This window comes from Pantoea sp. EKM21T (genome assembly GCF_011800405.1).
Taxonomy (GTDB): Bacteria; Pseudomonadota; Gammaproteobacteria; order Enterobacterales; family Enterobacteriaceae; genus Pantoea; species Pantoea agglomerans.
Window position 1 is genome coordinate 135,886 of record NZ_JAALFV010000007.1, and the last position, 19,960, is coordinate 155,845.

Sequence of the window (19,960 nt, forward strand, 5' to 3'; positions counted from 1 at the left end):
ATCAATATCTGGATGTAAAAAACCCCGGACCAGCCGGGGTTTTGTCTGACGATGTTGCGTCTTATTTGTTGTACTGCTCTGACATGGTATTGCCTGGGTTTGGCGTACGCGGTTCATCAACCGGACGTGGCGCCTTTGGCGTACCGTTGCTGTCTGAGTTGCTGCCTGGATCTTCCCAGCCCGCTGGCGGACGCACTTCGCGGCGTGCCATCAGGTCGTCGATCTGCGGTGCATCAATGGTTTCATACTTCATGAGCGCGTCTTTCATCGCGTGAAGGATGTCCATGTTCTCACCCAGAATCTGACGAGCACGCTGGTAGTTGCTGTCGATCAGGTGCTTAACTTCCTGGTCGATGATGCGGGCCGTTTCATCAGACATATGTTTCGCTTTCGCGACAGAACGTCCGAGGAACACTTCACCCTCTTCTTCTGCATAGAGCAACGGACCCAGTTTTTCAGAGAAGCCCCACTGCGTTACCATGTTACGCGCCAGATTGGTCGCAACTTTAATATCGTTGGACGCACCGGTAGAAACACGTTCTACACCGTAGATGATCTCTTCTGCCAGACGACCGCCGTAAAGCGTTGAGATCTGGCTTTCCAGTTTCTGGCGGCTGGCGCTGATCGCGTCGCCTTCAGGCAGGAAGAAGGTCACACCCAGTGCGCGACCGCGCGGGATAATCGTTACTTTATGAACCGGATCATGCTCTGGTACCAGGCGACCAATAATGGCGTGGCCTGCTTCGTGGTAGGCAGTTGACTCTTTCTGCGATTCCGTCATCACCATGGAGCGACGTTCCGCACCCATCATGATTTTGTCTTTCGCTTTCTCGAACTCTACCATCGAAACCACACGCTTGTTTGAACGGGCCGCGAACAGCGCTGCTTCGTTAACAAGGTTGGCCAGATCGGCACCCGAGAAGCCTGGCGTACCACGTGCAATGATTGCTGCATCAACATCAGTTGCCAGCGGCACACGACGCATATGCACTTTCAGGATCTGCTCACGACCGCGAACATCTGGCAGGCCAACTACAACCTGACGGTCAAAGCGACCTGGACGCAGCAGCGCAGGGTCCAGTACGTCAGGACGGTTAGTTGCGGCGATAACAATAATACCTTCGTTACCTTCGAAACCATCCATCTCAACCAGCATCTGGTTCAGCGTCTGCTCACGTTCGTCATGTCCACCGCCTAAACCGGCGCCACGCTGACGACCGACTGCGTCGATCTCATCGATAAAGATGATGCACGGAGCCGCTTTTTTGGCCTGTTCGAACATGTCACGCACACGGGATGCACCGACACCGACAAACATTTCCACAAAGTCAGAACCGGAGATGGTAAAGAAAGGCACCTTCGCTTCACCGGCAATCGCTTTTGCCAGCAAGGTTTTACCGGTACCCGGTGGCCCCACCATCAGAACGCCTTTTGGAATCTTACCGCCCAGCTTCTGGAAACGGCTTGGCTCACGCAGATATTCCACCAGCTCAGCAACTTCATCTTTCGCTTCGTCACAACCTGCTACGTCGGCGAAAGTGGTTTTAATCTGGTCTTCCGTCAACATGCGGGCTTTGCTCTTGCCGAAGGACATCGCGCCCTTACCGCCGCCGCCCTGCATCTGACGCATAAAGAAGATCCACACACCGATCAGCAGCAACATCGGGAACCACGAAATGAAGATTGAAGCCAGCAGGCTTGGTTCTTCCGGCGGTTCGCCAACCACTTTGACGTTTTTGGTCAAGAGGTTATCGAGCAACTTGGGATCGTTGACAGGAATGTAGGTCGTGTATTTATTGCTGTCTTTTTTAACGACGTTAATTTCACGCCCGTTAATACGTGCCTCGCGGACCTGATCCTGGTTCACTTCCGACAGGAAGGTTGAATAATCAACCCGACGGCCATTCGACTCGCTGGGCCCAAAGCTCTGGAATACTGACATCAGCACGACCGCGATGACTAACCAGAGAATCAGGTTTTTCGCCATGTCACTCAAGGGATTAACCTCATATTACAACGGTGTTAACAGATAGCGTAGGGTACTATAGATCCCGCATACATGGAATCGCAGCAAAACTGCGGACTTCTCCAGCAATTTGGTTATAGTTTGCGCCCAGTCGCCACAATATACACTTCACGTGAACGTGAACGTGAAGCGTCCGGCTTACGAATTTTCACTTTCGTAAACAGGGAGCGAATTTCCCGCAGGTATTCATCGAAGCCATCTCCCTGAAACACTTTCACTACAAAACTGCCGCCAGGTGCCAGGATATCCCGACACATCTCCAGCGCCAGCTCGACTAAATACATCGACCGGGGAATATCTACGGCAGGTGTACCACTCATATTCGGCGCCATATCGGACATGACAACCTGAACTTTTTGATCGCCGACGCGTTCAAGCAGCGCATTGACCACCGATTCTTCACGAAAATCGCCCTGAAGGAAATCGACACCGACTATCGGATCCATTGGCAGGATATCACAGGCAATGACTCGCCCTTTGTTCCCAATTTGCTGTACCACATATTGCGACCAGCCTCCGGGTGCAGCACCCAGATCTACCACGGTCATGCCGGGTTTGAAAAGCTTGTCACCCTGTTGTATTTCATCAAGTTTAAACCAGGCGCGCGAACGCAACCCTTTTTTATGCGCCTGGAGCACATATTTATCGCTAAAGTGTTCCTGAAGCCAGCGGCCGGAGCTGGCCGAACGCTTTTTACCCGTCATAATATTTCCAACTAAATCGTCATCGTAGCGATAAACCTGCACGCAATGGGTTGCGTCGATTTGGTGATATACCCGAGATGGCGGTAGAATGAACCGTTTTCAATCCCTGAGTAAGTAAAAAACTACGATGAATCTAAGTACCAAACAAAAACAGCACCTCAAGGGCCTCGCCCATCCGCTCAAGCCAGTGGTTATGCTGGGTGGCAATGGCCTGACTGAAGGCGTGCTGGCCGAAATCGAGCAGGCTCTGTCGCATCACGAACTGATCAAGGTAAAAATTGCCTCGGAAGATCGTGAAACGAAGCAGCTGATCGTTGAGGCTATCGTGCGTGAGACCGGTGCCAGCAACGTACAGGTGATCGGCAAAACGCTGGTGCTGTATCGCCCCTCTAAAGAGAGCAAAATTTCTCTGCCACGCTAAGTGGGCAAAGAAAGTGACATGCTCTTACCTCAGATAAAAGGCCGCAATGCGGCCTTTTTCCTTTCTTTACATTGTGCTTTAACGCTTTTCAAAGCGTAGCAACATCTTAAAGGTATTCCACCTTCAGGATTTCATACTCAACGTCGCCGCCCGGGGTTTTCACAATAGCCACGTCATCGGCCTCTTTACCCACCAGGCCACGCGCCATCGGCGAATTGACCGAAATCAGATTTTGCTTAAAGTCCGCTTCGTCATCGCCCACAATGCGATACGTGGCTTCTTCGTCGGTTTCGACGTTCAGCACGGTAACGGTTGCACCGAAAATCACGCGTCCGGTTTTCGGCATCTGAGTGACGTCAATAACCTGCGCATTGGAGAGTTTGGCTTCAATCTCCTGAATACGGCCTTCGCAAAAACCCTGCTCTTCACGCGCAGCGTGATATTCCGCGTTCTCTTTTAAATCGCCATGTTCGCGTGCATCAGCGATAGAGGCGATAATGCGCGGGCGCTTCACGGTTTTCAGCTCGTTCAGCTCTTCGCGCAATCTTTCAGCGCCTCTTAACGTCATCGGAATCTGATTCATTTAAGCTCCTCGCCATCTTTCCTGTTTAACGATGTCATCCTGACCGGTGACTGCAGAAAAAAGCGTTCTGCGGCGCATTAGCCCGTTTTTGCAAATAAAAGAATCCTGACCCGGAGATGCTTCCAGGCCAGAAAAGAGTTTTGCAATTTGATACGTATTTTACCCCAGAGTTCCCTGCGGGTCATCGTTTACTTTGCACCGTCCAGCGACGTAGTATTGACGCCCTCACCTGCCAGTTACCGCGAGATTATGCGATTTTCACGACTTGTTACCGGATTAAGCTGCGCATTTATGCTGCAGGCACACGCAGCGCCAGTTGATGAATACATGCAGTACCTGCCAGACGGCGCCAATCTGGCGCTGATGGTACAAAAAGTAGGCGCATCAACACCGATTATTGATTATCACGGAAAACAGATGGCCCTGCCCGCCAGTACCATGAAAGTGGTGACGGCGCTGGCAGCATTGCTGGAACTGGGTGGCGACTTCCGTTTTCAGACCACTTTTGAGACTCGCGGCGCCATTATCGATGGCACCCTGAACGGCGATTTAGTTGCACGTTTCGGCGGTGATCCCACCTTAAGCCGTCAGGATCTGCGCAACATGGTGGCGGCGATAAAGAAGCAGGGCATTAACCATATCAAAGGCAATCTGGTTATCGACACCTCCGTTTTTGCCAGTCACGATATGGCGCCGGGCTGGCCGTGGAACGATATGACCCAGTGCTTCAGTGCTCCGCCGGGTGCGGCAATCGTTGATAAAAACTGCTTCTCGGTTTCGCTCTACAGTGCTAATACGCCGGGTGAGAATGCCTTTGTACGTATCGCCTCCTATTATCCGGCGCATATGTACAGCCAGGTGCGCACCATTGGCCGCAACAGCGGCGAAGGGCAATATTGCGAGCTGGATGTGGTGCCGGGCGAGCTGAACCGCTACACCCTCACGGGCTGTATGCGCCAGCGCGCGGAACCGCTGCCGCTGGCATTTGCGGTGCAGGATGGCGCGGCCTGGGCTGGCGAAATCCTCAAGGCGGAACTGCGGTCGTCTGAGATTGACTATAGCGGGCATCTGGTGCGACAGACGCAGGTCACCGAACCGGGTACCGTGCTGGCATCGACCCAGTCCGCGCCGCTGCATACGCTGCTGCACACCATGCTGAAGAAGTCAGACAACATGATTGCCGACACGGTGTTTCGCACCATTGGTCATCACTACTTCAATGTGCCCGGCACGTTCCGCGCCGGACAGGATGCCGTTCGCCGCATCCTGAAAGCCAAAGCCAATGTCGACATGGGTAATAGCATTCAGGTGGATGGTTCAGGTCTCTCCCGCCATGACCTGATTTCGCCGCAAACCATGATGCAGGTATTGCAGTTCATTGCGAAGAATGACAACACGCTGGATTATATTTCGATGCTGCCGCTGGCAGGTTACGACGGCACGCTGCAGTATCGCGGCGGGCTGCATGAGGCGGGGCTGGATGGCAAAGTCTCGGCGAAAACCGGCTCACTGCAGGGCGTCTATAACCTGGCGGGCTTTATCACCACCTCCAGTGGTGCGCGGGTGGCATTCGTTCAGTTCCTTTCCGGTTATGCGGTCCCGCCGGAAGATCAGCGTACCCGCCGTATTCCGCTGGTGCGATTTGAGAGCCGTCTCTACCGCGATATCAATCAGAACAACTGATTATTCAGTCATAAAAAAAAGCGCAGCGGTCAGGTCAACCGCTGCGCTTTTTATTGCCCGTCCATCAGAAGCGGGTATTCACGCTCATATACCAGGTGCGGCCCGACTCGTTAAAGGTATTGGCCCCTGCGCCATAGAGCCACGCTCCGGTGGTGGCATTGCCGGTGGTCTGCGCGTTGCCCTGACGGAAATGGCGCTTGTCGAACAGGTTGTCGATACCCACGGTGACGCTGGCATATTTATTAACGTCATAGGTGCCGCTCATGCCCACAACCGAATAGGGGCTCACCTGATCGGTGGCGCTACCGGTAACGGCGTTACCTTTATAGTCATATTTCTTCGGTACCTGTTTACCGTACCAGGTCAGGGTCGTTTGCAGGGAGAGGTCCTGCATCGCCTGCCAGCTCAGCGTCGAATTGAGCGTATATTCCGGAATAATCGACAGACGATCGCCGGTCTCTTTATTCTTACTCTGCAACATGTAAGTGAAGTTATTGTTCCACGTCACGCTGTCGGAGAATGGGACATTGACCGTGCCTTCCAGCCCCTCGACGACCGCTTTGGGCACATTTTCCCATTTGTAGATGTCGGTTTTGCCGTTAGATGCGGTGCCGGTTGGCGCCGTGCCAGCCTCGATCTTGTTACGGTAGTCGTTGCGGAACCAGGTCAGGCCCGCCTGGTAGCCATCGCGCTTCCATTCGACCCCAATCTCTTTATTGATGCTGTTTTCCGCTTTCAGATCGTCATTACCCATCAGATAACAGGCACCGGCACTGGCGGCACAGCCCTGACCGTTGCTGTAGAGCAGATAGTTCGGGTTGGTCTGATAGAGGCTCGGGGCTTTATAGGCGCGCGCAATACCCATTTTCAGTGTGAACTCATCGCCTAATCCCTGTGACAGGTTGAGCGACGGACTCCAGTTATCGCCGACAATCGAATGGTGATCGAAGCGCAGGCCCGGCGTCAGCATGGTGCTGTCGGTCAGCTCAATATTGTCTTCGGCAAACAGCGAGAAGATTTCCGCCTGTGAATAGGGTGTGCGGCCGGTCGTAGCGATACCGGGAATCGACCCGTAGCTGGCGGCCTGAGTCGTCGATGAAGGATCCTTCATCCGCTGCTGATTCCATTCCGTCCCGAAAGTCGCGGTCTGGTTCACCAGCCATTCAAACGGCACACTGATCTCACTGTGCAACAACACATCATCCAGCTGGATGGTATTGAAGTTGCTGTTGGCGAAGATGCCTTCGGTGCCGCCCGCCAGCCCCTCATTCAGACGCGCGTTGCGGGTATTCTCATATTGCGCGTAAGTATTGGTGCTGATGCCATTATCCCAGGCACCGGTCCACTTAACAGAAAAGTTCTGCCGATAGAGCCGGTTGGTCTCTTCACCATATTTGCTTTTCACCAGGGCGTTGGTATTGGTGTTCTGCGTGTCCCCGGCATAGAGGTTGCCCTGACGACTGTAACCGGCCCCCACTTCCAGCGTCTGCATCGGCGCAAATGCCCAGCGCAGCAGGCCATGAATATCTTTGTTGATCGAGCCTTCCCGGCCCGCCGGGTACGATCCGGCGTAACTGCCGGTGCGGTCCGCGGCGTGCCCTTCATTAATGTCGTAAGCATCAGCCTGCGTTTTTGCCAGTCCACCATAGAGCCGGAAACTGACATCATCGCCCAGCGTCCCTTCAAGGCTGAAGTTGGTGCGACGGGTCGCGCCCTCCTCCTTGTGTTCCGGCACGTTGTAATAGGCGCTCCATGAGCCGTGCCACTGATTATCCATCTCTTTTTTGGTGATGATGTTCACCACGCCGCCCGCTGCACCGTTACCGTAACGGGCCGCTGCCGGACCGCGGATTACCTCAATGCGATCAATGATCTCTGGCGGCACCCAGTTAGTGTCGCCGCGCGTATCACGCTCGCCACGCCAGCCAAGCCGAACCGCGTTGCGGCTGGTCACCGGCAATCCATCGATCAGAATCAGGGTATTTTCCGGCCCCATGCCGCGGATATCAATCTGGCGATTGTTTCCGCGCTGGCCGCTGGTGGAGTTACCGGTCAGATTGACGCCAGGCATGGTGCGAATAATTTCGGCGACATCGCGTGCGGGTGGATGTTTTTTAATTTCGTCGGCGGTGATGGTCGACACGCCAGGTGCCTGCAACGTCTGCTCGGCGGCGGTCACCATCATGGTGTCGTCGTGGAGGGTATCGGAGGTGCTGCTGTCGATAGCCGGTTCGCGGGTGGCTTCGGCAGCCACGGCACCGGCAGAAATGAGAGAGGCGGTGAAACCCAGTTCAATCATAATGGCTAACGAAAGCCGGGATAACTTTTTCATTTTTCTGTTCCTGGAGTGCCGGCGAGGATGCCACTGCCGGCGTGCCGGTAAAAAAGTAATAACCTTGCCTGCAACGTTTTCCCCTTGTCGCCGGGCCAGCGTCAGAACCGCTTTGCATCAGTCTGAAAGCCGGTGCGGCAGAGAGGATGCGCGCGCTCCCTGTCGGGCGGAAACACCCTATTGCAAATGCAAATAATTATCAATACTATTATTCATAACATGCATGACCCTAATCAAGGGTGATCGAAAGATGGCGCGTATGACGTGGTTAAATGAAGAAACCGGCAGTGAACGCTGGTGGCAACAGCAGCAGCAACGGGGCATTCCTCTGGTTGAAGCTGGCGAAAAGGGAACCTGTCAGGTCACCTTTTTCTGGCGCGATCCTCAGGGTGACACGCAGCACTCCGATACCCGGCGCGTCTGGATCAATATTACCGGCGTAACCGATCATCATCATTCAGCGGTCCCCTCCTCATTAACGCCTGTTCCCGATACCGATGTCTGGTGGTGGCAGACCGCCCTGCCCGCTGACTGGCGCGGCAGTTACTGCCTGATTCCTGATAGTCAGGAAGAGACTTTTACCGGGCAGGCCGATATGCAGGCAGTGCGCCAGTGGTGGAGTCAGAAATTCCCGCAGGCGCAAAGCGACCCGCTGAATCCTTTGCGAAGCTGGGCGGGTGGACGCGGAATGAGGGTCTCGCCACTGCACCTGCCACACGCGCCGGATCAGCAGGTGTGGCGTGCGGTTGATGAAGGCCGTGCCGCCGATATTCCGCTGCAACACTATTTGTGGCGCAGCGAACGGCTGGGGAACCAGCGTCAGATCTGGATCTCTGTTACCGGAGACGCCAGTGCAGGCGATCGTCCGCTGGTACTGCTGCTGGATGGTCAGTTCTGGGCACAGACCATGCCGGTTGCCGGCCCGCTTCAGCAACTGACAGAGGCAGGCGAACTGCCCCCTGCGGTCTATGTCATGATCGACATCATCGACCGCGAACACCGCACGCGTGAGCTGACCTGTAACCCTGACTTCTGGCTGGCGATTCAGCACGAGCTGTTGCCGCAGGTTCAGCGCTGGGCGCCGTTTCGTGCCGACAGCACGCTGGTAGCGGGACAAAGTTTTGGCGGCCTTTCTGCCGCTTACGCCACCCTGACCTGGCCGGAAACCTTTGCTGGAGCGATCAGCCTCTCCGGTTCGTTCTGGTGGCCCGCGCGCGGCGATCCCAATGGCTGGCTGCCACAGCAGTTACAACAGGGCTTACTGCAGGCACCCCCTCGCCGCTTCTACCTGGAAGCGGGACGACGCGAACGGCTGATTCTGGCAGCAAACCAGCAGTTTCAGCGCGATCTGAACGCTGCCGGACATCAGGTCAGCTATCACCCGGTCGAAGGCGGTCACGATGCGCTGTGCTGGCGCGGCGGACTGCTGGCAGGCCTTAAAGTCATGTGGCAATAGCCCTAACCCGCTTATATTCCGCCTTCTGCGCGCCACTGAAAGATATCTATGCAGGACAGCGGCGTTAGCGCGCCCGGTGACTGCGGACAGGAGACCGACATGCAACAACTTAACCCTTTCGACGATCCGCAACAGGATTGTCAGGTGCTGAAGAACGATCAGCAGCAGTACAGCTTATGGCCCGCCTTTTGTGCGGTTCCGGCAGGATGGCAGCCGGTGTTTGGTCCCGGGCCACAGGCTGACTGTCTGAGCTGGCTGAATGAAAACTGGCACGATATCCGTCCGGTTATGACGCAGGACAGAGGCGAAAATGTCTGAGATCACCCTCAACCCGCAGACAGAACAAAAAACGCTGCCACTGGTGGCCGCTCAGCCCGGAATCTGGATCGCTGACCAGCTATCGCCCTATTCCAATGCTTACGCCGTGGCGCATTTTGTCGAACTGCGCGGTGCGCTGAACAGCGCGCTGTTATCACGGGCCATAATTGCTGGCATGCAGGAAGCGGACACACTAAATATGGCCTTTGGCGAGCTGGAGGGTGAACCGCTACAGTGGCCTGAACCCCAGGCTTTCCGCGAGCCTGAGGTGATCGATCTGCGTGACGCCGCCGATCCGGTGGCCGCAGCACGTGCGCTGATGCAGCAGGATATGACCGGCGATCTGCGGGTGCTGAGCGGCGCGCCACTTTACCATCACAGCCTGCTTCGGCTGGATGAGGATCACTGGTACTGGTATCAGCGATACCATCATCTGGTGGTCGATGGTTTTAGTTTCACCGCCCTGACCCGCCGTATCGCCAATCTCTACAGCACCTGGCAGCGCGGCGACACGCCGGAGCCAAGCCCGTTCGTGCCGTTCAGCGACGTCGTTGATGAATATCAGCGCTATCAGCAATCTTCGGGCTGGCAGCGCGATCGCCAGTTCTGGCTGGAGAAAGGGGCGCAGTTACCTGCGCCCGCCTCGTTGTCCGCTCTGCCGCTGGCCGGTCAGAGCGCCAGTACCGACCTGCTGCGCCACACGTTTGCCGTGGATCGCGACACGTTTCAGGCTTTGCTGACGCACACCGGGCAGCAAAACCTCAGCGCCGCAGATACCGCCTTTGCGCTGGTGGCGTTATGGCTGGCGCGCCTCACCGGCCAGCATGCGTTCGCCGCCGGTTTCATCTTTATGCGCCGCATCGGCTCGACCGCGCTCTGCGCCACCGGTCCGGTGATTAACGTGCTGCCATTGGCGGTGCATTACGATCCGGCACAGCCGCTGACGGCACTGGCCGGGCGTCTGGCGGGCGAAGTCAAAAAAATGCGTCGTCATCAGCGTTACGACGCTGAACAGGTGCAGCGCGATCTGGGTCGCTCCGGCGACAGCGATCCGCTCTATGGGCCGGTAATCAACCTGAAGATGTTTGATTACCAGCTCGATTTCGCTGGCATCAAAGGCGTAACCCATCAGCTGGCGTCAGGACCGGTACGCGATCTGGAGATTGCTATCTACCTCAGCGAACAGGGCGACCTGACGCTGGAGCTACTGGCTAATGCACAGCGCTACAGCGACACAACGCTGAAACAACACGCCAGCCGCTTTGGCCTGCTGCTTCAGCAGCTTGCCGTCCGGCCAGCCAGTGCCTGTGGCGAGCTGGACATGCTGATGCCGGAAGAGCATCAGCAGCTCGTGGCGATCAACCAGACTGCCGTAATGCTGCCTGCAGAAACCCTGAGCAGCCTGCTGCTCCGTCAGGCACAGCGTTCGCCGCGCGCTCCGGCACTGGCAGATGAGGGGCATCAGCTTGACTATCAACAGATGCAGCAGCAGGTCGCCGCGCTGGGGCAACAGTTGATTGCGCAGGGAGTGACGCCGGGTGATATCGTCGCCGTAGCGCTGCCGCGTTCGGTCTTTTTATCGCTGGCGCTGCAGGCGATCGTCAGCGTGGGGGCAACCTGGCTGCCGCTTGATACCGGCTACCCGGACGATCGGTTACAGATGATGCTGGAAGATGCCGCGCCGAAAACGCTGATCACCTGTCGTGAACTGGCCGAGCGGCTGGCGGCACTCTCACCCGTCGCGCCGCTGTTTTACGACGCGCTGTTAACACCCGTTGATAGCGTGCTGATGCAGGCCCCGCGTCCACAGGATGGCGCATACATCATCTATACCTCCGGCTCGACCGGTCGGCCAAAAGGGGTGCTGGTCAGTCATGAGGCGATCGTCAACCGTCTGTTATGGATGCAGGATCGCTATCCGCTCGGCAGCGATGATGTGGTGTTGCAGAAAACCCCGAGCAGCTTTGATGTTTCGGTATGGGAGTTCTTCTGGCCGCTCATCGTCGGCGCACAGCTGGTGATGGCTCCGCCCGACGCTCATCGCGACCCGGACGCGCTGCAGCAGCTGTTTGCCCGCTACCGCGTGACCACCACCCATTTTGTTCCGTCGATGCTGGCTGCTTTTGTCGCTTCGCTGCAGGAAGGTGACGCGATAGCGCGCTGCGCCACCCTGCGCCGGGTTTTCTGTAGCGGCGAAGCGCTGCCCGCAGAGTTATCGCGCCAGTGGCAGGCGCTGACCCGTGTGCCCTTGCATAATCTTTATGGCCCGACCGAAGCGGCGGTTGATGTCAGCTACTATCCGGCCTTTGGCCCGGAGCTGGCGGCCGTCGAAGGGGCCAGCGTGCCGATTGGCTTCCCGGTCTGGAACACCGGCTTACGGATTCTGGATGCGCGTCTGCAGCCGGTGCCACCGGGCGTGGCTGGCGATCTCTATCTGACCGGCGTGCAGCTGGCACATGGCTATCTTGATCGTCCCGACCTCACCGCCAGCCGGTTTGTCGCCGATCCGTGGGGTCACGGCTCCCGGATGTACCGCACCGGTGATGTGGCGCGCTGGCTGCCGGATGGTGCGGTGGAGTATCTGGGCCGCAGCGACGATCAGCTTAAAATTCGCGGACAGCGTATCGAGCTGAACGAGATCGACCACGCCATGGCTGCGCTACCTGGCATTGAGCAGGCCGTCACACATGCGGTGGTGCTGGGGAGCAGCAGCGATCAGCAGGGCGATGCCCGCCAGCTGGTCGGCTATGTGGTGGCTGATGGCCCGATCGATACCGACGCAATGCGTCAGACTCTGGCCACACAGTTACCGACGCATATGGTGCCGGTGGCGATTGTTCAGCTGGCGGCGTTACCGCTCAGCAGCAACGGTAAACTGGATCGCAAAGCGCTGCCGCTGCCGCAAACGCAGGCAGCGCTGGCTGGTCGCGCGCCGCATCCCGGACTCGAAACGACACTGGCACAGGCGTTTGCCAGGCTGCTGGAGTGCGAACCGGTGAGCGCCCAGGATGATTTCTTCTCGCTGGGCGGCCACTCGCTGCTGGCGATGCGGCTGGCAGCACAGCTGCGCCGGACGCTGAATCAGCCGGTGTCAGTGGGCCAGATCATGGTGGCATCCACGGTAGAAAAGCTGGCGACACTGCTCAGCAGCGAGCCCGCGGATGTGGCTCGTGCCGGATTTGAAGCGGTATTACCCTTGCGACGCGGCACTGGCCCAACGCTGTTTTGCTTCCATCCCGCCTCCGGTTTTGCCTGGCAGTTCAGCGTGTTGCAGCGCTATCTGGATGCACGCTGGTCGCTACTTGGCATTCAGTCACCCGACATCACCAGCCCGCTGAACCAGGCGCAGCAACTTGACGCGGTGTGTGAGGCGCATCTGGCGACGGTGCGTCAGCAGCAGCCACAGGGGCCTTACTATTTCCTGGGCTACTCGCTAGGCGGCACGCTGGCGCAGGGTATCGCCGCGCGGCTGGAGGCCGAAGGTGAAACCGTTGCCTTCCTCGGACTGCTGGATACCTGGCCGCCGGAGACGCAGAACTGGGATGAACGGCGCGGTGAAAACGTGCTGGATCCGGCGGTGCTGGAAGAGGTTAATCGTGAGCGCGAGCAGTTTATCGCTGCGCAACGGCAGCAGGCCGGTGAAGGAATGGAGGCACTGTTTACCACCATTGAAGCCAATTACGCCAGTTCAGTGCGCCTGCTGGCAACAGCGCGCAGTGCCCGCTTCACCGGACACGCAACTCTGTTCCTGGCGGAACAGACGCAGCAGCCCGGTCAGGATGCGCGCCGCGCCTGGGCGCCCTATGTCGGCGAGCTGACTATCTGGCCGCTGGACTGTGCGCACGTCGAGATCATCTCACCGCGCATGTTCGAAAAGATTGGGCCACGACTGCAGCAGTGCCTGGCGTCGCTGAATCCCTGAACCGTTCTGACTTTGCGCTTTCTTCGGGTGGAGAAAGCGCAGGTCAGCCTCTTCCCAGCGGCACAATCATCGGCGTACCGGCCACCGGATCGTTAATGATGATGCAGCGCAGGCCGTAGATCGCTTCTATCAGTTCCGGCGTAACGATCTCCGCCGGTTTCCCTTCGGCAATAATTTTCCCGTCTCGCATCGCAATCAGGTGGCTGGCATAGCGGCACGCCTGATTGAGATCGTGCAGCACCACCACCAGCGTACGGCCATGCTGCTGATTGAGATCCTGCATTAATTCCAGCAACTCAATCTGATGGGCGATGTCGAGCCAGGTGGTCGGTTCATCCAGCAGCAACAGTGGCGTCTGCTGAGCCAGCACCATCGCAATCCACACCCGCTGCCGCTGGCCGCCAGAGAGCGTATCAACCTGCTGCTGCGCTAAGTCTGCCACGCCGGTAGCCTGCATTGCCTGCTGAACAGCCGTCTCATCTTCCTGTCGCCAGCGACCAAACAGCGACTGGTGCGGATAACGCCCGCGCGCGACCAGTTCGCTGACGCTGATGCCCGCTGGCGCATTCGAGCTTTGCGGTAGCAGCCCCAGCCGACGCGCCACCTCTTTGGTAGCGTAGTGAGCAATCGCATTGCCATCCAGCAGCACCTGGCCTTTCAGGGGCGAGACCAGGCGGCATAAGGTACGCAGCAGCGTCGACTTTCCACAGGCGTTGGGGCCAATAATAACGGTCAGTTCACCGTCGGGGATCGCGACGGTGAGATTCTCCGCCACGATTTTTTTGTCATACCCCAGCGTCAGCGCGTCGCCCTGCAAACGTGTTTTCACTGTCATTGGCGTCGCGCCTCCCGTACCAGTAAAGCAATCAGATAGAGTCCGCCCAGGCTAACCGTGATGACGCCAACCGGCAGCTGATAAGGCAGGAAAAAGTGCTGCGCGGCGTAATCCGCGGCGGTTAACAGCAGCGCGCCGCACAAGGCAGCCAGCGGCAGCGCGCCTTTGATACCGCCACATAGCCGACGAGCAATCTGCGGTGCCAGCAGCGCAATAAAGGAGACAGGACCGACCAGCGCGGTAGAGGCGGCGGTGAGGATCACGCCCGTCAGCATCAGCAAAACGCGGCTGCGTTCAACCGGTACGCCCAGCGCGCAGGCAGTGTCGTCACCCATCTCCAGCAGACGCATGCGCCGGGCCAGCATGCTTGTCGCCAGCAGCGCCAGCAGAAGCACGGTAATCACCGGCGTCGTTTTCGCCCAGGTAATGCCGTTGAGTGAACCGGCGCTCCAGAGCCCGGCGCTCAGTGCCGCCTCCAGTGAGGCGCTGATAATCAGCCAGCTGTTCAGCGCCATCAGCAGCGCCCGCACGCTGATGCCCACAATGATCAGACGAAAGGTCTCCACACCGTTGCGCCAGCTGAACAGCCAGACCACGCTCGCCGTGAGCAGTCCGCCAAGCAGTGCCGCCAGCGTCATGCCCTCCATGTTTTGCTGGAACAGCACCAGTGCCACCAGCACGCCGCTGTAAGCGCCGGTATTGAAACCCAGAATATCGGGGCTGCCCAGCGGGTTGCGCAGCAGCGACTGAAAAATTGCCCCGCTGACGCCCAGTGCCGCACCAATCAGCAGCGCCATCATGACGCGCGGCAGTCGCCACTCCAGTACAATCAGCTGTATGTTACGCGCCGCCTCGCCGTTGATAAGGGCCCACAACTGGCTGGCGGAGATCGGTAAGGTGCCATGCGTAATGCTCAGAAAGGCCAGCACCCCGCAGGCCACCAGCAGCATCAGCGCATTAACCATCACCCGTTTCATATCTGCCCTCTTCCCGACTTGCGGCGCACCAGCACAATCAGCATCGGCGCGCCCAATATGGCCGTGACAATCGACACGCGCAGTTCGCCCGGTACCAGCAGCCGTCCCAGAATATCGGCGGCCAGCAGCAAACAGGGGGTGATAAGAAGAGTTCCGGGCAGCATCCAGCGATGATCGTTACCCAGCAGCCAGCGGGCCAGATGTGGCGTCATTAAGCCGACAAACGCGATGGGACCGACAGCGGCTGTCGCCGCCCCACTCAGCAGCGCAATAGCCAGTAATCCCACCAGCTGGGTACGCATCACCCGGGTACCCAGCGCGGTCGCCATATCACCGCCCATACTGAGGCTGTTGAGCGAACGCGCCAGCAGCAGCGCCAGCAGGCTACCGGCGACTACCGCCGGAAAGGTGGTGCGCAGAATGGCAAAATTGCGGATATCCAGCGAGCCACTGTGCCAGAAACGCAGATGATCGTAGATGTCAGGATTGAGCAGCGATAAACCAGAGGTTAACCCCTCCAGCACCGCGCCCAGCGCCACGCCTGCCAGCGTCAGACGCACCGGATTAACGCGGCCACCGCCCAGCGCACCGGTCAGCGCCACCAGCAGGGAGGCCAGCAGTGCGCCCGTAAAGGCAAAGCCAAGCCAGTCCGCGGGGGAATCGGCGCCAGACAGGGCGATGCCCAGCACTACCGCAAAGCCTGCACCGGCGTTGATACCGAGAATGCCGGGATCGGCCAGCGGATTGCGCGTCAGGCTCTGCATCAGCGCGCCCGCCAGACCTAAACTGATCCCGGCCAGCAGACCCGCCAGGGTGCGCGGCAGTCGGGCATCGCGCACGATGACACAATCGACGCGGTTACAGTCGCTGAATAAGGCCTGCGTGACATCATGAAAGGGGATAGATTTGGCACCCAGCATCAGGCTGAGCGCGAGAAGCAACAACAGCAGCATCCCTGAACCTGCTATTGCACGAAGTTGACGCATAACGTTTAAACCTTCACCGATTCATTGAGATCGCAGCACGAGTCATTATGATAATGATACTTGTTATCGTTATTAGTGATTTTTTGTATGTTACCATGACTCCCGGACTCAATGATGAGGAAAATGGGTGCAAAAAAGCGACGTTATGAACAAACCCTCCCACTTTATCGATCTCAGCCTGCTGAGAACCCACCCCGCCTTTCGCGCCATTTTTATCGCCCGCTTTATCTCCATCGTTGCTCTCGGCATGCTGGCGGTGGCGGTACCGGTTCAGATTCAGCAGCTAACGCAGTCGCCGCTGCTGGTGGGTCTGGCGGTGACGCTGGCCGGTGCCGGCATGTTTATCGGCCTGCTGACCGGCGGCGTGCTGGCGGATCGCTATGAGCGCCGACGTCTGATCCTGTTTGCCCGATCCACCTGTGGCCTGGGCTTTGTCGCCTTATGCATCAATGCCCTGCTCCCTTCGCCGTCGGTGATCGCCGTCTTTGTGCTGGGACTGTGGGATGGTTTTTTCGGCGCGATAGGCGTCACCGCGCTGCTGGCGGCGACGCCGGCGCTGGTCGGGCGTGAAAACCTGATGAAAGCAGGTGCGATTACCATGCTGACGGTGCGATTTGGCGCGATTCTCTCACCCGCCATTGCCGGACTGGTCATCGCGCAGGGCGGTGTGGCGTGGAACTACGGACTGGCGGCGTTCGGCACGTTGCTGACGGTGTTAACCCTGCTGCGGTTGCCGCGGCTGGCGCCACCGCCGCAGCCGCGTGAACATCCGCTGAAAGCACTGGCCAGCGGCGTGCAATTCCTGTTTGCCAGCCCGATTGTTGGCATGGCGGCGCTGGTCGGCGCGCTGGTGACGTTAGCCAGTGCGGTGCGCGTGCTCTATCCGGCGCTGGCGCCACACTGGCAGGTCGGCGTGACGGAGTTAGGGCTGATGTATGCCGCTGTTCCGCTGGGTGCTGCCACAGGTGCGCTCACCAGCGGACGGCTGGCACAATCACCGCAGCCGGGCCGCCTGATTCTGGCGAGTGCTATTGCTGCTTTCGTCGCGCTGGCTCTGTTCAGCCTGATGCCGTGGTTCAGCGCGAGTCTGGTCTGCCTCGCGGTCTTTGGCTATTTCAGTGCCATCAACAGCCTGGTGCAGTACGCGATGATCCAGACGCTGACGCCAGATGCGCTGCTCGGCAGGATCAACAGCCTCTGGACAGCGCAGAATGTCACCGGCGATGCGATAGGTGCAGCGATGATTGGCGCGATGGGTTCACTGCTGTTGCCGCAGCAGGCTGCCAGCCTGGCTGGTCTGGCAGCCACCGTGCTGGGCATCATCATGTGGCTGCTGATGGCGCGTCTGCGTCGCTATCAACCGCCTGCACCGGCGGAAACGGGATCATGATTTAACGAACAGCGTCTCCAGCCGCGTCAGCAAATTGCTGGCGCTGTAGTAGTCGAGCCGGAAGCTATCCAGCCCCAGCGCATAGACCGCTTTTGCGCGCACCGCTGGGGTCTGCGCCAGGAAAGGGTTGCTCATCACCTGTGCGGCGGTGGGCTCTTCAGCGGCAAACAGCAGATATGATTGACCATTAAGGCCTGCCGCCAGATTTTCTCCTGACAGTTGCAGGATATCTTTACGCTGTCCCATGCTGTGACCAGACTGAAGCGTGGCCGGCGGCGTCGCCAGAGTGAAGCCCAGTTGCTGCAGTAACTTCCCCTGCGCCGACGCATCCGTCCACAGATTGACTGCCCGGCCATCCCCGTTCCACACCATCGCTGAAACCGGCTGCGGCGGCAGGGTCAGCTTCGCTTTCAGAGCCTTTTCTCGCGCATCAAACTCAGCTTTCCGGGCGGCAGCTTCCGCTTCATGCCCGGTCGCCTCACCCAGCAACGTCACCAGTTGCTGCCAGCTTTTATCGTCGTAATTCACCACCAGCACCGGCGCAATCGCCGCAAGCTGTTCAACCAGTTTGATCGCCGAATCATTCCCGGTGGCGCTGACCACAATCAGGTCTGGCGCTTCAGCAGCAATCGCTTCTGCACTGGGCTCACCAATGTAGAGACGTTTTACGCCGCGCTGTTTGGCCACTTCGCCCCACTGACGGAAGAATCCCTGCTTATCAGCCAGCCGACTGCCGGGTGCGGTTGCGCCACTGGCGACGACCGGCGCATCAATCGCCAGCAGCGAGCCGGTCAGGGTAACGCTGGTCGAAACGATACGCATCGGTGCCTGGGTCAGTGTGATATTGCCTGTTGTCCCGGCGACAGTTCGCGGCCAGCCGGTCTGGGCAGCAGCGGTAACGCTGAACAGGCTGATGCTCAGGAAAAACAGCGCTATCGCCGATGTGACACCATGTTTACTCATAGATTTTCGTCCACTTTTACCCGGAAAAAGAGAGAGACCATTTGTGCTGATTTAACCGGCCATGCCAGCTGAATCGCCGCGTAATTATTGACACTTTCGGCTAATCAACGTAGGTTACTGACCCACAATACAAATGATAATCATTATTAGTTATCTTATCATTTATAGGTGGAAATTATGGTGGAATCGCTGGCGTTTGAACATCCCTTGTTGCAGGATTTCCCGGCACTCTGCCGTGGCTTTCTGTTTACCTCTCCCTGGCAAAGCCTGACCACACAGGGCTGTTTTACTACCCTTACCGCGCCGGTAAGGCAGGGTGAGCAGCTGACAGGGGAGTTTCAGCAGCAACTACAGCACCATTTTGCTTCAGCCAGAAAACAGGGCATTGCCCATCCCATTCTGGTGGGTGCAATCCCCTTCGACGTGGATCAGCCCGCTGCGCTGTTTATCCCTGAGTCGTATCAGACCTTTAACCGTGACGATCTCAACGCCAGTGCCTCTCTAACTGAGGCTGAACTGCCGCAGGTACGTCGCCGCACGGCGGTGCCGGACCATGACATTTTCATCGACATGGTTGCGCAGGCAGTGGCGGCTACGCAGCGCGGCGATCTGGATAAAGTGGTGTTGTCGCGGCTGATGGATATCGTGGCGGAACAGCCGGTTGATACGGCCGCCCTGATGCAGCGCATCGTGGCGCAGAACCCTAACAGCTATCACTTTCATCTGCCGCTGCCCGATGGCGGCGCGCTGGTTGGCGCCAGCCCGGAACTGATGATTCGTAAGCAGGGCCGCCAGTTCAGCTCCTGTCCGCTGGCCGGTTCAGCGCCGCGTCATCGCGATCCGCAGCGTGACCAGGCCTCTGGCGACAGCCTGATGCACTCAGCAAAAGATCGTCATGAGCATAAGCTGGTCACGGATGCGATGCGCGCGACGCTGCAACCGCGCAGCCGCCTGCTGTCGGTCCCCGAGACACCTTCACTGCTGACCACCGCAACATTGTGGCATCTCGCTACGCAGATTCAGGGTGACGTGCTGGACGATCGCGAAAATGCGCTGTCACTGGCCTGTCTGCTGCATCCAACACCGGCCCTCAGCGGCTTCCCGCATCAGCGTGCTCAGGCGCTGATTCAGCGACTGGAGCCATTTGAACGTCAGCTGTTTGGCGGCATCGTCGGCTGGTGTGACGATCAGGGCAATGGCGAATGGGTCGTCACCATTCGCTGCGGTACGGTGAATGGCCCGCGGGTGCGGCTGTTTGCGGGCGCAGGCATCGTAGCGGACTCACAACCTGAATCAGAATGGCGTGAAACCGGCGTCAAACTCGACACCATGCTTCGCGCTTTTGGACTGCAATAAAGGAACCT

At 58.2% G+C, this 19,960-nt stretch carries 15 protein-coding genes; 7 read left to right on the forward strand and 8 right to left on the reverse strand.

Annotated features, from left to right (window positions below):
- Positions 1-61: 61 nt before the first annotated feature.
- On the reverse strand, positions 62-1,987 hold the full coding sequence (gene ftsH, locus HFD87_RS15605) for an ATP-dependent zinc metalloprotease FtsH (RefSeq protein WP_167423633.1): 1,926 nt from the start codon (positions 1,985-1,987) through the stop codon (positions 62-64).
- A 113-nt stretch (positions 1,988-2,100) separates the two neighbouring features.
- Positions 2,101-2,730: a 23S rRNA (uridine(2552)-2'-O)-methyltransferase RlmE gene (gene rlmE, locus HFD87_RS15610; RefSeq protein WP_010251807.1), complete on the reverse strand. Its 630-nt coding sequence runs from the start codon at positions 2,728-2,730 to the stop codon at positions 2,101-2,103.
- A gap of 127 nt (positions 2,731-2,857) precedes the next feature.
- Between rlmE and yhbY the strand changes: the two genes are divergently transcribed.
- On the forward strand, positions 2,858-3,151 hold the full coding sequence (yhbY, locus tag HFD87_RS15615) for a ribosome assembly RNA-binding protein YhbY (RefSeq protein WP_010251809.1): 294 nt from the start codon (positions 2,858-2,860) through the stop codon (positions 3,149-3,151).
- Between the two features lie 106 nt (positions 3,152-3,257).
- Here yhbY and greA read toward each other — a convergent pair whose 3' ends face one another.
- Entirely contained in the window at positions 3,258-3,734 is a 477-nt protein-coding gene (gene greA, locus HFD87_RS15620; protein ID WP_010251811.1) for a transcription elongation factor GreA, read from the reverse strand.
- 249 nt (positions 3,735-3,983) lie between these two features.
- Between greA and dacB the strand changes: the two genes are divergently transcribed.
- A complete protein-coding gene (gene dacB, locus HFD87_RS15625) occupies positions 3,984-5,417 on the forward strand; it encodes a serine-type D-Ala-D-Ala carboxypeptidase (RefSeq protein WP_010251813.1) in 1,434 nt (477 codons plus the stop codon).
- Positions 5,418-5,481: 64 nt separating this feature from the next.
- On the opposite strand, the gene HFD87_RS15630 is transcribed toward dacB, so the two are convergent.
- Positions 5,482-7,749 carry a TonB-dependent siderophore receptor gene (locus HFD87_RS15630; RefSeq protein ID WP_167423634.1) on the reverse strand — a complete coding sequence of 756 codons (2,268 nt, stop codon included), beginning with the start codon at positions 7,747-7,749 and terminating at the stop codon, positions 5,482-5,484.
- A gap of 250 nt (positions 7,750-7,999) precedes the next feature.
- Here HFD87_RS15630 and fes point away from each other — a divergent pair, with 250 nt between their 5' ends.
- From fes to HFD87_RS15645, 3 genes are all read left to right on the forward strand, one after another.
- A complete protein-coding gene (fes, locus tag HFD87_RS15635; RefSeq protein ID WP_167423635.1) occupies positions 8,000-9,205 on the forward strand; it encodes an enterochelin esterase in 1,206 nt (401 codons plus the stop codon).
- 99 nt (positions 9,206-9,304) lie between these two features.
- Positions 9,305-9,523, forward strand: coding sequence for an MbtH family protein (locus tag HFD87_RS15640; protein ID WP_029519500.1), 219 nt, complete (start codon positions 9,305-9,307; stop codon positions 9,521-9,523).
- Positions 9,516-13,445: an enterobactin synthase subunit F gene (locus HFD87_RS15645; RefSeq protein WP_167423636.1), complete on the forward strand. Its 3,930-nt coding sequence runs from the start codon at positions 9,516-9,518 to the stop codon at positions 13,443-13,445. Before HFD87_RS15640 ends, HFD87_RS15645 begins: the two co-directional genes overlap by 8 nt.
- A 43-nt stretch (positions 13,446-13,488) precedes the next feature.
- Here HFD87_RS15645 and HFD87_RS15650 read toward each other — a convergent pair whose 3' ends face one another.
- The 3 genes from HFD87_RS15650 to fepD are packed head-to-tail and all read right to left on the reverse strand — an operon-like array spanning position 13,489 to position 16,243.
- Positions 13,489-14,280 carry an ATP-binding cassette domain-containing protein gene (locus HFD87_RS15650; protein ID WP_033759634.1) on the reverse strand — a complete coding sequence of 264 codons (792 nt, stop codon included), beginning with the start codon at positions 14,278-14,280 and terminating at the stop codon, positions 13,489-13,491.
- Entirely contained in the window at positions 14,277-15,257 is a 981-nt protein-coding gene (fepG, locus tag HFD87_RS15655; protein WP_167423637.1) for an iron-enterobactin ABC transporter permease, read from the reverse strand. Before fepG ends, HFD87_RS15650 begins: the two co-directional genes overlap by 4 nt.
- Entirely contained in the window at positions 15,254-16,243 is a 990-nt protein-coding gene (gene fepD, locus HFD87_RS15660; protein ID WP_073832255.1) for a Fe(3+)-siderophore ABC transporter permease, read from the reverse strand. Before fepD ends, fepG begins: the two co-directional genes overlap by 4 nt.
- 145 nt (positions 16,244-16,388) lie before the next feature.
- Between fepD and entS the strand changes: the two genes are divergently transcribed.
- On the forward strand, positions 16,389-17,633 hold the full coding sequence (gene entS / locus HFD87_RS15665; RefSeq protein WP_033770868.1) for an enterobactin transporter EntS: 1,245 nt from the start codon (positions 16,389-16,391) through the stop codon (positions 17,631-17,633).
- Here the strand turns inward: entS and fepB are convergent.
- Positions 17,628-18,596 carry a Fe2+-enterobactin ABC transporter substrate-binding protein gene (gene fepB / locus HFD87_RS15670; protein WP_060681576.1) on the reverse strand — a complete coding sequence of 323 codons (969 nt, stop codon included), beginning with the start codon at positions 18,594-18,596 and terminating at the stop codon, positions 17,628-17,630. The two genes, entS and fepB, sit on opposite strands and share 6 nt — an antisense overlap.
- A gap of 177 nt (positions 18,597-18,773) precedes the next feature.
- Between fepB and HFD87_RS15675 the strand changes: the two genes are divergently transcribed.
- Positions 18,774-19,952: an isochorismate synthase gene (locus HFD87_RS15675; RefSeq protein WP_062759362.1), complete on the forward strand. Its 1,179-nt coding sequence runs from the start codon at positions 18,774-18,776 to the stop codon at positions 19,950-19,952.
- Positions 19,953-19,960 lie beyond the last annotated feature (8 nt).

Excerpts from the sequence above, each read along its gene's own strand:
- ftsH (WP_167423633.1), bottom strand. The coding sequence starts at position 1,987 with ATGGCGAAAAACCTGATTCTCTGGTTAGTCATCGCGGTCGTGCTGATG.
- rlmE (WP_010251807.1), bottom strand. The coding sequence starts at position 2,730 with ATGACGGGTAAAAAGCGTTCGGCCAGCTCCGGCCGCTGGCTTCAGGAA.
- yhbY (WP_010251809.1), top strand. The coding sequence starts at position 2,858 with ATGAATCTAAGTACCAAACAAAAACAGCACCTCAAGGGCCTCGCCCAT.
- greA (WP_010251811.1), bottom strand. The coding sequence starts at position 3,734 with ATGAATCAGATTCCGATGACGTTAAGAGGCGCTGAAAGATTGCGCGAA.
- dacB (WP_010251813.1), top strand. The coding sequence starts at position 3,984 with ATGCGATTTTCACGACTTGTTACCGGATTAAGCTGCGCATTTATGCTG.
- HFD87_RS15630 (WP_167423634.1), bottom strand. The coding sequence starts at position 7,749 with ATGAAAAAGTTATCCCGGCTTTCGTTAGCCATTATGATTGAACTGGGT.
- fes (WP_167423635.1), top strand. The coding sequence starts at position 8,000 with ATGGCGCGTATGACGTGGTTAAATGAAGAAACCGGCAGTGAACGCTGG.
- HFD87_RS15640 (WP_029519500.1), top strand. The coding sequence starts at position 9,305 with ATGCAACAACTTAACCCTTTCGACGATCCGCAACAGGATTGTCAGGTG.
- HFD87_RS15645 (WP_167423636.1), top strand. The coding sequence starts at position 9,516 with ATGTCTGAGATCACCCTCAACCCGCAGACAGAACAAAAAACGCTGCCA.
- HFD87_RS15650 (WP_033759634.1), bottom strand. The coding sequence starts at position 14,280 with ATGACAGTGAAAACACGTTTGCAGGGCGACGCGCTGACGCTGGGGTAT.
- fepG (WP_167423637.1), bottom strand. The coding sequence starts at position 15,257 with ATGAAACGGGTGATGGTTAATGCGCTGATGCTGCTGGTGGCCTGCGGG.
- fepD (WP_073832255.1), bottom strand. The coding sequence starts at position 16,243 with ATGCGTCAACTTCGTGCAATAGCAGGTTCAGGGATGCTGCTGTTGTTG.
- entS (WP_033770868.1), top strand. The coding sequence starts at position 16,389 with ATGAACAAACCCTCCCACTTTATCGATCTCAGCCTGCTGAGAACCCAC.
- fepB (WP_060681576.1), bottom strand. The coding sequence starts at position 18,596 with ATGAGTAAACATGGTGTCACATCGGCGATAGCGCTGTTTTTCCTGAGC.
- HFD87_RS15675 (WP_062759362.1), top strand. The coding sequence starts at position 18,774 with ATGGTGGAATCGCTGGCGTTTGAACATCCCTTGTTGCAGGATTTCCCG.